This window comes from Shewanella sp., from assembly GCF_048265805.1.
Taxonomy (GTDB): domain Bacteria; phylum Pseudomonadota; class Gammaproteobacteria; order Enterobacterales; family Shewanellaceae; genus Shewanella.
Map to the genome: position 1 here is coordinate 18,817 of NZ_JBLXAT010000024.1, position 12,611 is coordinate 31,427.

Here is a 12,611-nt window from a genome sequence, read left to right on the forward strand (position 1 = left end):
GTCGGGCTTTTTGTTATAATCGCGCCACCTAATAGACGACCACAACAAGCATGAATAAAAAGTCGATTTATATCGCCTACACAGGCGGTACCATTGGGATGCAAAAAACGGAAAACGGCTTTGTGCCTGTGGCAGGGTTTCTCACCGAGTGTCTCAACGGCATGCCAGAGTTTTTCCGCGAGGAGATGCCCCACTTCGATTTACACGAATATTCGCCGCTGATCGACTCCTCTGATATGTCCCCTGCCCATTGGCAGATGATCGCCGACGATATTGCTGCCAACTACGACAAATATGATGCATTCGTCATTCTCCACGGTACCGACACTATGGCATTCACCGCGTCGGCACTATCGTTTATGCTGCAAGACCTATCTAAACCTGTGATTGTCACTGGCTCGCAGATCCCGCTGTCCGAGCTACGTTCCGACGGGCAAACCAATCTACTTAATGCACTGTACATCGCCGCCAATTATCCCGTGGCCGAAGTGTGCTTGTTCTTCAACAACAAACTGTTTCGCGGTAATCGCACCTCAAAAGTTCATGCTGAAGGCTTTGATGCCTTTGCCTCGCCCAACTATCCGCTGTTACTGGAAGCGGGCATTCAGATCCGTATGCGCGCAGGCAGTTTAGCCCCAAGCCAACTACTGCCACTGCGGGTGCAACACATCAAGCCACAGCCAATTGGGGTAGTTACGCTTTATCCTGGCATCTCCACCGAGATATTTAAAAACATTCTGCAGCAACCAGTTAAGGCATTAATTTTGTTGACCTACGGCGTTGGTAATGCGCCGCAGCAAGCAGATCTGCTCAATACCTTGAAAGAAGCACACGATAACGGCATTATTTTGGTGAACTTAACCCAATGCCTGCAAGGCAGAGTGAATATGGGTGGCTACGCGACGGGCAATGCGTTGGCGCACGCAGGTGTTATCAGTGGTTATGATATGACGGTCGAAGCGGCATTGACTAAACTGCATTACTTACTGTCGACCGATTTGAGCGTGGCACAAGTCCGTGAAAAAATGCAGCAAAATCTGTTGGGTGAATTAACCTCAAACTAATTTCAGTGGTGCTATACAGCAAAAAGCCCCGTCATGACAGCGGGGCTTTTCATTACATGTCGCGGGCACTGTTACAGCTACAGCGATTTTTCATCAAAAGAGGCGATGCTTTCGCCTTTGAAGCGCTTTTTAAGCTCGGCTTTTGATAACTCAATTACCTGCCCATCTTTACCTATGGTGAAATGTTCGTTTTGATCTAAGCGACGCGCTTGGAACAACATTACCGCCTGTAAAGTCGATTCCTTTTGCGCTTCGGTCAGTAAAGTACCATCTTCCCACTTGCCAGTTTCTGCAGCGGCGCGTAATCGCTGATACACCTCTAGCGGCATTTCATCGATAACTTTCAGTAACTCATCGCTCATTAGTTTTTCCTTTTATTCAGCACTATCCGTAGACGTGTGATTAAGTAACCCACAAAACCAAACACGAAACATACTGAGCCCGCCAGCGCTTGTTTGCCCTCGGCGACTTCTCCGCCCCAGAACCAGATCACGACACCCACAATAAACAACGTCAATGCAATAAAGCTGTGGGTTTGCAGCTGAGCCGCTTTTTTAATTTGCTTAATACGAATTGCCGATTCATTATCGCCATTCACCGCCAAATCACAGTTGGGACAGCGCGGTGACTTGCTCGACATACGTTTATGGCAAACCGGACATTCAACTAACGCCATAATGACTACCTCAATTTATCAACAACGGCGAGCATTGCAGTTAATGATGCTTCACCGAGATGAATACAACGCGCAGGTGACCAACCTTCCATCGGATCGGCTAGGTTTTGGTTATCTTTAAACGGCATTTCTAAGGTGTTAGAGAGGCAGTTAAAGGTTTCCGCTACCCAATTAGATGCAATGTTCAAATTCGCTTTGCCTGCTTCATCTTTGCCATAACCAAATTTCGTTTGAAAATCTGGGCTCACCAACAACAATGCACTTTCAAACGCATCTTGCAGCTGCTGCATCCGCGCATCCCAACTCGGAACACCTTCACAACCCGCGAGAAAAACATACGGCAAACCTTCATCACCGTGCACATCGTAAAACAGATCTACGCCAGTGGCTTTCATCTTGTTAACGACGTAATAAACTTCTGGGCTTTTTGCCAGTGATGGCGTCTGCCATTCGCGGTTTAAGTTGGTGCCGACCGCGTTGGTACGCAAGTGACCACGGACACTACCGTCTGGATTCATATTAGGCACAATGTAGAAGTTGGCTTTATCTAGCAGTTGCTTAGACACTGGTTCATCGGAATCAAGTAAGCGATAGAGCAAACCTTCCACCAGCCACTCAGCCATGGTTTCACCGGGGTGTTGACGAGCGGTAATCCAGATATTCTTTTTATGCGCCGCGCCGTCCCCCACTTTGACCAGTGTCATATCGCGGCCATCTAAGGTCAAACCTAAGTGTTCTAAGGTCACTTCTGGATGCACCTGCACGGCGCTAAGCAGATCTAAGTGGCGTTCATAGCTATAAGGCGCGAAGTAAGCGATTTGGATCGCGTCAGCATCTAAGGCGAGATCGATAACCAACTCACCTTGTTCGTAACGAGTTGGCAGACGGAACCAATGCTGGCGATCATAGCTGGCAACCGCATAATACTCTTGCCAACCTTTGGTGTAGGAAGACTGACCAGCATTAACGATTTTTAGTGTGTATTGATAACCAACAACACCTTCAAAACGGAAGTTAAACCATTGGAAAAATTCGTCACCAGCATCGGGGCGAATGGCAAGGCGAATATCATCTTTATTCGTGATATCAATAACTTCAATATTTCCAGCGTCAATATTGGCTGTAACTCTCATTCCTTATCCTTTTTACTTTAGGTAACGCTAATGGCTACCGTTATTTTGCGTACTAGGATAAACCAAATTGACTCAGCATTAAACGTTGTTGGTGATTAGGTTGCAGTCTGCAATGCAGCAATTAATTGCGGGTTGTAACTATAGCCGCGGCCGCGCACCGTAAGGATAACGGAGCGAGGTAAGCCTTGTTGGTGCAGCTTTTTACGGATATTGGCGACGTGCATATCTAAGTTACGATCGAACTTACCGAAATCGCGTTTCAAAATCTGATGCTGTAGCTCTTGTTTGCTGACAGGCTGGCCTTGCTGTAAGTGCAAATAGCGGAATATTTTGAGTTCGGTATCTGTTAATGTCAGCCGTTTACGCCCTATAGCGAGCGAGCCGCGCTTAAGGTTAATACTGACAAATGGGGGATTGGATTCGTCCACCAGCACCGGAGCAATATCTGCATCCAATGACGCTGGCGACGAGTAGATAAATGGCACATGTTCTAACGGTTGTAACTGATGATGCTCAGCGGCTTTGGCAAAATGACGCGACATCAGTACCACAACATCGGGCGTATGTGGATAGCTCAAGGCATCGTCATTGAGTGAACGCAACGCAAAATCGTGCTCAACAGCATCTGACTTTGCTGCAATCCAAGGTTTAACGGCGTTCAGCCATTGTTCATCATCCGTTACAACGAGAAAATTCATATACCACGAATACAATTGAGAATAGTTTTCATTAGCATATTTAAATCTAAATCTAACGTTGCTGTCAAACAGATATGTAAATCACAGTGATGATTAGCAAAGAAAAGGCGAGCATTGCTCACCTTTTCTTACGTTAATTGACACAATTAGCGCGGTGCAAACCGTGTTATTTCAGCATCAGTTGGCGGATATCTTTTACTGGCGCGCTGCCATAACTTAGGAACTGCTCATGAAATTGTTTCAGGTTGAACTGACTGCCCAGCTTAGCTTTCAGCTCTTCACGTAAATCGTAGATCGCGCGATAACCGGCATAATAGCTCGTTAACTGCACTTGGCTTAACGTCGCACGACGCCACTTACCCTCCGCTTCCGCCGTTTGTTGGAACGCTTCTGTCGTCATTAACGCAATCGCTTCGTCATGCGTCATGCCTTTCACTTGAATGCTGTAATCCAAAATGGTGTTGCAGATACTGCGTAGATTCCACTTGTAGTACATCAGCCACAGCTCAGGTTCAAAATCACCATAGCCCTGCTCTAACATCATCCGTTCCGCATATACCGCCCAGCCTTCGACCATGGCGCCATTACCAAACAGGCTTTTAATCAAGCTTGGCGATTGGTTGGCATAAACTAATTGCGCATAGTGTCCCGGAATAGCTTCGTGAATATTCAGAATTTGCAGCATCCAGTGATTATATTCACGCAGATAGCTTTCGGCTGACTCATCGCTCATACCATCAAGCGGTGTCACATTGTAATAGGTGTTAGCACCCTTATCGTATGGCCCCGGCGCACTCACTGATGCACCGGCTATACCGCGCATATACTCAGGCGTTTCACGTACAACGAGCGGTTTATTCGGTTCGATAACCAATAAGTCGTGCTCTTTGACAAACTGGATCAGCTTCGGCATCAGTTTTTTCACCTGCGGTACAAACTGGTCTCGGCTAACGTGATTGAGCGACAATTTATCGATCATCATACGGATCGCTACTTTGTCATCGCTCGGTTTTGCTGCAGTGAAATACTTGCTCCACAGCTTAGCTGTCAGTTTTGCCATCTCACTTTGCACATTCGCTTTATCCAGCAATGCTTTTTGATACAGTTCCTTGCCTGTCATCCCCGCTTGAATATCGAAAGCAAATTTTTGCTCGTAGAGCGCCTCGCCGATACGGAAACTCCGTGCACCATGTTGTTCTAGCTCACTTTTGAGGTTGTTCAAATAAGCGATATAACCGTTGATAGCCTGTTTGGCGGCGGTTAACCGCGTTGCAAACAGTTGCTTATCTGCAGTCGTCAGCCCAGAGGCAGATACTTGTTCCAGCAAGGCATCGTTTAACACACTAAATGCCCCTTGGCTCTGCGCAATGGCTAACTCAGTGTGCTCCATGGTAGGTTGAGCGATATTTTGTTGTGCTGCTTGATAATATGCAGGCACATTTTCCAGTCGACCGAGCGCCGCTTTTAGCCGTTCGTCTTCACTGGCGTAATTCCCATTAATGATTTGTGCAAAGCTGCCAGCCACATTGTAGGAAGACGGATCCCACTGCCATGACTTAAAAGTCTTTAAATCCCAAGCGATGCTAGCTAGGAGATTTTCGATGATACGGTAATCGATTAAGTGGCTATCACTCAGCGCCTTGGCATCAATCTGTTGTAGCTTTGCTTGGTATTGGGCGACAAAGGCCAATGTATTAGCACGCTCTTTCGCGTCGGGAACAACAAGGTTGGCGTCATACTTGTGATAGCCACTATACAAGGCGTAGGTAGGCATTACCTGCCAAAAGGCATCAATAAAAGTATCGCTGAATTGATTAAATTGTTGATCGGCCGTTGGCTGTACTACGGCGGTGCTAGCGGCAGGCGTTGAAGCGGTTTCACATGCGGTTAGGCCCGTAAGCGCGGCCATAACCAGCAATGACAAAGGGAGTTTATTCATGGGTGTATTCCAATGATAATCAAGCAGTAATCTTCGCTTGAGTTAACCATTGCCACCACTAAAAGTCTGCAATAATTCCCTTTGTCACATAGCTTGTTACAGTTTTACTGCGCCGCTACTTGGGTAAACACAGTATCGGCGTCCAGTTTCCAGCCGCCTTGTTGTTCTTCAGTTTTGGCTTGTGGGATACCGGTGACTAAGGTGCCGTCCTCTCTGATTTGGTACACCAGCGGCTTAGGTTGTGTCTTATCGTCCCAATACAACGTCAGCATTACGGCTGTTTGACCGTCGATGGTTTTAAGATGATTATCGGCCAGTTGTGCATAGGCACTGCCACGGTATTCACTGATAGTGTCGCCTGAGCATGAGGTGTTGTCGTACAACTTTGCCACACTATGGTAAGTGTTTTTGTTAAAGCTCATGGTGAAGTCTTTACTGTTACTACCCTCTACCACACAACCCGTACTCCAATCGCCACTGATCGGCAGTTGTGGTGTATCTGAATGACGATAACCAAAATATCCAATGACCACGACCGCGATCACCAATAGTCCGGCATATACTGCCTTTGACATAATTTCCCCGCCCATGTGAAATAAATAACGCTGATGACAATAGCACAAATTTGGTTAGACTGGCGTTGAGAATATGCTTGCTTCCGCCTAAATATCAAACAGATAAACAAGGTCGTTCTATGTCAGAGATTGATTTTAGCCTTCGCTTTACCCTACGCCGCCCGTACGCTTACTCAGAAACGGAGACTCAACCCAATATTGGTGCAGTACAACGCGCGTATGAGAGTGATCGCGGGCGAATCATCAACTCTGCGGCCATTCGGCGTCTGCAACAGAAAACCCAAGTGTTTGCGTTAGAACGTAATGCCGCCGTACGTAGTCGGCTAACTCACTCGTTAGAGGTGCAGCAGACTGGTCGTTTTATCGTGCAAAAGATATTTGAACGCTTAGGTGACCGCGCAGCAGATTATCAACTCGCGCAGTTTGAGCGTGCTTTTGAAAGCTTGGTCGAAATGGCTTGTCTGATGCACGATGTTGGCAACCCACCGTTTGGGCATTTTGGTGAAGCGGCAATCAGTGATTGGTTTAGCCAGCAGTTACCTCTGTTTGCTAATGACTTTGTTAACCAAAATCCTAAGTTGTATCAGGATATCAGCCATTTTGAGGGCAACGCGCAAGGCATCCGCTTGATGTATTCGCTACTGAACCTCAACCTCACCTACAGCCAAATTGCAGGCATTCTCAAATATACTCGCGCTGGCGATGAACCTAAGCCTGATGCTAGCAACAACAAAAGTTATTTGATGAAAAAAGTCGGCTACTACGCAAGTGAACGCGCGTTTGTGCAGCAACTGTGGCAGCAGCTCAAAATCCCCGTCGGTAATCGTCATCCCGCCAGTTATGTGATGGAGGCGGCGGATGATATCTCCTACTGTTTGGCTGATATCGAGGATGCTGTTGAAAAAGGCATTATTTCGTTGTCCGCATTGCAGCAAGCATTAATGGCGGAATATGCACAGCAGTCGCAGCATTTTGCGCAAGCACATTACCGTGAGTTGATGAGCCAAGCGATTCAATATGCCGCCGACAAATCGGCCAGAATAGATATTAATCACACCAGCCAGTTTTTTACCTTTTTACGCGTAAAATTGATCCATCCGCTGGTAGAGCACGCCGCGAATAGTTTTGTCGATAACATTGACGCTATCTTCAAAGGCGAACTCAACCGTGCCTTGCTTGAAGATAACAGCCATTGTCACGCCATTACAGAAACGCTAAAACAAGTCGCGAGGCGGGAAGTGTTCTGTCATCGCGAAATTGAAAAGCTGGAGTTACAGGGCTATCACATCATCGGTTCATTGCTGCAGCACTATGCGCCTTTGCTGAAGCTCACCAGTGCTGAGTTTATGGCGCTGGTCGATGGCAGTAGCCATAAGCCACTTATCGCCACACGCTTATTGCATCGCTTACCGCAAAAGCATTTAGCCACCTATAAAAAGGCAATAAAAAACGACAATGATGATGTACTACCTGAGTTTTATCATCGTTGTCGTTTAGTTCAAGATTATATTAGCGGTATGACAGACCAATTTGCCCAAGATGAATACCGCATGATGCAGGCTTTAGATTAGCAGCGAGTGATTCGCACGACTTTCATGGTTTCCAACTCCATGCCCGCTACTAACGTGGTTTGCGGATAATAGTCGACGTTCACATTGGAGCCTTTGAGGCTACGATAACGTTTGCTACGGCGGAAACGGAATGGGGTTTCATGGTTTTCCAACATCAAGGTGTGTTGAACCCATTCACCTTCATCACGTTGGGTATGTGACAGCACGGTACAGTGCTCTTTGTGAAAAAGGTTTGGTTGTTGCTCAATAGTGATGTCAGAAATACTCATTGTATGTACCTCCCGCAGCGTTGATTCCGACGAAAAAATCGGTCCTGATGGGCCTTTTTATAAGGCCTACCCCCTACCTAAAATTTCCGTAAAAAAATCCAGCGCTGTGTAAAACAGCGATCCTATGCCAATCTAAGGGGAGACCATCTATGTGCGCGCAGAGAGTTTGCCAACTTTCTCTGTAATAACGCGAACGGATATTGTAGCAAAAATAACCAACAAATTGGCGGCGATATTTGAAATTCTTTAAAGAACACCACTAACATAATGAATTACTTTCAAAAAATAATGCTCATATGTAGTGATATCATATCGCCGAACTTTATTCTCACAGCATTTTTGCGAGCTGCATGGCTTATTTATCACTACCAAGCAATGGTATTGCCTTGGTAATCAAAGAAGCCACCGTTTTGCTTATCATCTAAGTTATCAATTAACTGTTTGATGCCGGCAGCAGACTGCTGTGTATCAATTAATCCATGTGGCCCCCCCATTTCGGTACGCACCCACCCAGGGTGCACCACAATGGCTTTCATGCCATAGCTAGCAAGATCGATAGCCAAACTTTTAGTTACCGCATTTAACGCCGCTTTGGATGAACGATAAAAATAGGCGCCACCGGAGTGGTTATCATCCATGCTGCCCATCTTCGAGGTCATATTGACCACAGTGCCATGCGCTTGTTTAAGGTGGGGTAAGAACGCTTGCACAATATTCAGTGGTGCGATGGTATTAATTTCTATGACTTGACGCCATTCATCTAAATCGAGATGACCAAGCCCGATATTGTGAGGGCCGTAATACCCCGCATTATTGATTAACACATTGAAAGCACGGTCACTTAATTCTGCTGCGAGTTCATTTACCGCATCCGCATCGGTTACATCGAGTTGATACACTTCAAGACCAGGATTGTCACTAATTAAGTACAGTAGATCATCAGCCTGTGCGGGGCTACGGCAACATGCTACGACATCCCAGCCATCTCGCAGATATAGCTTCGTCAGCGCCAGCCCAATGCCACGATTGGCTCCTGTGATAAAAACTTGCGACATGGTTTACTTGCTCCTAGTTTGTCGACACGAAATGTATTGCAGCCGCTACGGCTGGCCTATGGATAAGGCGATAAAAAATTTATCATTAATGAGGGTCAATGATAGAGAACCAATCGTGATTTAACATGTACATTTACCTTCTGAAGTGAACAGCAGTCACATTCTGGTATTTTTAATCTACTACTATCCCCGCAGTGCTATGATGCCAACCACCATAAGTACCCTGGCAGCAACGCTAACGCAGTTAAGCTGTGATAAAAGCGCCAGCGACCAGGGACTGCGATCCCCTGCTGCCAATTGAGCTGATTTACCGCCAGCACCAGCGGCGTCATAAGCAATGACAATACTAACCAGCCAATAAACAGTGATGTTTGTCCGTCCCACCAAAGCAAAGCGCACACCGCTAACGGAGTTAGCACCGCGCTAATACGTAATAGCCACTGATAACCTTTAGCCTGCTGCGCTACCTGTAACGTGAGCGGAAAATAGATGATTGGCAACAACAAACCAAGCCAGCGTAACTGCCGCTGGTCTTGTTGCTTGCGCCAATAACACCAGTTGCGATAGCACCAATACACGCCATAAATACCGCCAGTTAACCACATAAACAGCACAGTGTGAGAAAGCTTAGTGGGGTAAAAAACCGTAGCACGCGTGCGTTTTTTGGCAACCATGCCACATACAAACGCCACACTTAACAGCACAATGGCCAGCAACACATAGAGTCCTGTTATCACTTTCTTACCAAGTGCTTTCACTGGTTTGGTGTCAGTAACTGCTTTAGCGGGCGGATAACTGACAATGCCATACTCGCTCCAGTCAGCAACGCGTTCTATCGCGGCAAGATAATCATTAAACTCCTGTTGGGGAACATATGGTGCTAGTGCCTGATATCGGTAGTTGAGCAACAGCTCACTATTGTCTTTATCAAAGCTCACGTCAAAGCGATAGTCGAAAAAGCGATTCTGCTCATGCTGCGATTCGTTGGCAAAACTCCAGTCGATATCATCATTTAACTTCAGCGTGATCTCACCACTGACTTCCTGCGGATATACCAGTGCATACGGCCGAGGCGCGCGATTTTTAGGTAACTGTAGTGGAATTTGATTTTCGGAAATGAAAAAACGATGTTTATCTTTATCGTTCACTTGCCACGGATTTTCAAACTGATAGTTTTCACGAATAGCTAAGCCTTGGTCAGAATCGTCGACGTCCAAAGGCTGTGCGGATAAGTCACCGTATTGTTCAGTAAAGAAATCCTGATAGCTTTGCTGCAGCCCAGCGATACCATCTGTAGCTAAGCGTTGACGTAACTTCTCCGCTTCTCCACCAAGATAACGGGTTTCCACCGCGTAACTTGCTGCGTGGCCAGCACCGCGACGCAGATCAAACATCTCTTTATAGTCAATCTGCGCAGTTGTCGATGCAGGCATTTTAACCAAGCTCTCGGTATCATCCGCCAACACTAAGCCGTAGCCATAGTTAGGTGAATGTCGCTGGGCCAATGCCCCTTTCTGCACTCCAATCGTGGGATCAACAAATATTTGCTGGCCGTCAAGTTCAACGACGACAATCGCATGATTAAATGCCCGGCCAGTGGGGAGGTGACGATTGAGCCGCTCACCAATATCGGTGTTGACCAAGACGGGATAGGCTTTGATATTCATCGCCTGCAACAGGGCGACTAACAATGCACTCTTGTCTTTACAGTCGCCAAAACGATGCCGCAATGTCATATCCGCTGCAGCTGGTAGATGGCTATTAACGCCCATCTCTAATGCTAAATAGCGGATCTGTGTTTGCACAAAATCGAGTGCATTAACCATGCGTTGTGGCACTGACGTCGTGCCTGCACTGAGATCATTGGCTTTGTCTGTTACGGTTTGAGACGGTTTGATAGCATCGGTAAAGAGTGTTTGTCCCCAGCGAGAAACGTCATGCCACGTTGCAAGATCACTAAAACTCAGTTGCGCGCGCGGATCATACCAATCAGGCACGCCATCGGGTAATGCCACCCCTGCGGTATCAGTCAGCGCCAGTTGATAAATATGTTGTTGACCGCGTTGCAGCTGTTCGATGTGGTAATCATCACTATTGGGAGTAATTTGCAGCTGCAATGGCCGATTGCTTTGCCATACAATCCGTAACATTTGCTGTGCAATTGGCACATTCCACTGCATCGGACGTCGATGGAAGAAATGCCCTGAAAATACAGGATTGTTACCTATAACGCTATAACTGTAATCAATCACATCCCCAACACGAATGTCGCTCAGTAATAACCGCAACTGCATTGTGCCATCAAACACTTGGTCGGAGGCTGATACTCGTTCAATGGTATGCTCTGCACCTGTCAATTTATCTAATGCTTGCCCGCCACGGTAAACGGTTACCGCATGTAACTTGAGTTGCTCATAGCTAGGGGCAAAAATAAAACTCAACTGAGAGTAGTTATCCGCAGCATTAGTGTTAGTAAGTTGCACAGCAAAATGCCGATATTGCTGCTCTGGCATGTTATCGCCAGCGTAGAACTGAAAGTCAGACAGCAAAAAGTAACTGCCGTCTTGGATATTATGGCTTGGGACCACAGCGTCAAGTTTAGGTTGCTGCGGTAACACCCATTCAGGTGTACTGGTTATTTCGACTTGTTCAAGCGTCGAAGCCATGCTGCTATGATTTAGCGTCTCTCGCTGTAATGGCGCTGCGGCAACATATGACGCACTCAATAACCCACTGCAACACAGTAGGCTTATGATTAACTGTGTCACCCTTCTACATCTTGTCATCTAATACCATTCCGTTGAGCCCATTGCCTAAACGGGCAGAAAATCAGCCAAACACTGAAAATACTGACGTAAGCACTGCAGAATCCGCGCTCGATGAGGCAACGTCGGATACGCTAAACGCGTCTGCTCATCTTGTTTTAACGTCCCTTGTACCAGAAAGCGATTAGTAATCTCCGCTGAACTCTCAATACAGGCCTCAAAGGCGCGGGCACCAAGCTCAGTAGGCATGGCAAAATAATCGCGATTCATCTGCTTATCGAGGGAAATCGCTTGTGTGACAAAGCTATTTGCATCTTGTCCTCTCCCCTGCAGAAAAATCTCCCGCAGTAATAACTCAAGTGCTTGGTTGACGGGATGGCTCTTCAAGCGGCGGTCCTTTAGCCACAGGTCTGTGGCAAAGTTAATGGCTGACGCAGACATCGAGACGTCATTAACAAACGCAGTATCTGCCAGATGATGATCCAGCGCATGCCAAAACTCATGTGCCAATGCCCCCGTTCCCGCATTTTTTGCCAGCGCGAGCGTACGCGTCTGGGGCGCGTAATGAGCCTGCACACCGGGGCGGCCACCAATACCAAAATCCAAATTGAGTTTTTGTCGTAATCCCAGCGTCGCTGGAGGCACATTAAGGATAAACGCGAGGTCAGCCAAGGCATCAAATAGCAAGTTAGCCGCTTTTTCAGCTTCTTCGTCAGTCACCCATTTACCAACGCGTACTGACGCAAAACCAAAGGTGTCGCGTATCTGACTAAAGGATGCAGCGTCATCAAACCGATAGTCCGGTCCGCTACGAAAATATTGAGAATTAGCTAGCAAAAGAGATAAGTAATAAACAAGTTTGCAGG

The 12,611-nt window shown here is 46.8% G+C and carries 12 protein-coding genes; 2 read left to right on the forward strand and 10 right to left on the reverse strand.

All coding sequences use genetic code 11. The features are described 5' to 3' along the window. The first annotated feature begins 50 nt into the window (after positions 1-50). Positions 51-1,064 carry an asparaginase gene (gene ansA, locus ACN0TT_RS15560; protein ID WP_417763066.1) on the forward strand — a complete coding sequence of 338 codons (1,014 nt, stop codon included), beginning with the start codon at positions 51-53 and terminating at the stop codon, positions 1,062-1,064. Between the two features lie 77 nt (positions 1,065-1,141). Here ansA and ACN0TT_RS15565 read toward each other — a convergent pair whose 3' ends face one another. The 6 genes from ACN0TT_RS15565 to ACN0TT_RS15590 form a co-directional block, all read right to left on the reverse strand. Beyond that, positions 1,142-1,426 (reverse strand): YeaC family protein, encoded by a 285-nt coding sequence (locus ACN0TT_RS15565; protein ID WP_417763067.1) that lies wholly within the window; start codon positions 1,424-1,426, stop codon positions 1,142-1,144. After that, a complete protein-coding gene (locus ACN0TT_RS15570) occupies positions 1,426-1,740 on the reverse strand; it encodes a zinc ribbon domain-containing protein (RefSeq protein ID WP_417763068.1) in 315 nt (104 codons plus the stop codon). The genes ACN0TT_RS15565 and ACN0TT_RS15570 overlap by 1 nt, the downstream gene beginning before the upstream one ends. A 5-nt stretch (positions 1,741-1,745) precedes the next feature. Next, positions 1,746-2,873, reverse strand: a complete 1,128-nt coding sequence (locus tag ACN0TT_RS15575; protein WP_417763069.1) for a M14-type cytosolic carboxypeptidase — start codon at positions 2,871-2,873, stop codon at positions 1,746-1,748. 95 nt (positions 2,874-2,968) lie between these two features. After that, positions 2,969-3,571, reverse strand: a complete 603-nt coding sequence (locus ACN0TT_RS15580) for a winged helix-turn-helix domain-containing protein (protein WP_417763070.1) — start codon at positions 3,569-3,571, stop codon at positions 2,969-2,971. A gap of 166 nt (positions 3,572-3,737) precedes the next feature. Then, the gene (locus ACN0TT_RS15585) at positions 3,738-5,510 is read right to left on the reverse strand and encodes a DUF885 domain-containing protein (protein WP_417763071.1); all 1,773 of its coding nucleotides are present in this window, start codon (positions 5,508-5,510) and stop codon (positions 3,738-3,740) included. A gap of 104 nt (positions 5,511-5,614) precedes the next feature. After that, positions 5,615-6,085, reverse strand: a complete 471-nt coding sequence (locus tag ACN0TT_RS15590; protein WP_417763072.1) for a hypothetical protein — start codon at positions 6,083-6,085, stop codon at positions 5,615-5,617. A 119-nt stretch (positions 6,086-6,204) separates the two neighbouring features. Here ACN0TT_RS15590 and dgt point away from each other — a divergent pair, with 119 nt between their 5' ends. Further along, positions 6,205-7,656 (forward strand): dGTPase, encoded by a 1,452-nt coding sequence (dgt, locus tag ACN0TT_RS15595; protein WP_417763073.1) that lies wholly within the window; start codon positions 6,205-6,207, stop codon positions 7,654-7,656. Here the strand turns inward: dgt and ACN0TT_RS15600 are convergent. From ACN0TT_RS15600 to ACN0TT_RS15615, 4 genes are all read right to left on the reverse strand, one after another. After that, entirely contained in the window at positions 7,653-7,925 is a 273-nt protein-coding gene (locus ACN0TT_RS15600; RefSeq protein ID WP_417763074.1) for a hypothetical protein, read from the reverse strand. The two genes, dgt and ACN0TT_RS15600, sit on opposite strands and share 4 nt — an antisense overlap. A gap of 365 nt (positions 7,926-8,290) precedes the next feature. Then, on the reverse strand, positions 8,291-8,980 hold the full coding sequence (locus ACN0TT_RS15605) for an SDR family oxidoreductase (protein ID WP_417763075.1): 690 nt from the start codon (positions 8,978-8,980) through the stop codon (positions 8,291-8,293). Between the two features lie 197 nt (positions 8,981-9,177). Then, positions 9,178-11,646: a DUF3857 domain-containing transglutaminase family protein gene (locus ACN0TT_RS15610; protein ID WP_417763076.1), complete on the reverse strand. Its 2,469-nt coding sequence runs from the start codon at positions 11,644-11,646 to the stop codon at positions 9,178-9,180. A gap of 147 nt (positions 11,647-11,793) precedes the next feature. Continuing rightward, positions 11,794-12,582, reverse strand: coding sequence for a CLCA_X family protein (locus ACN0TT_RS15615; protein WP_417763077.1), 789 nt, complete (start codon positions 12,580-12,582; stop codon positions 11,794-11,796). Positions 12,583-12,611 lie beyond the last annotated feature (29 nt).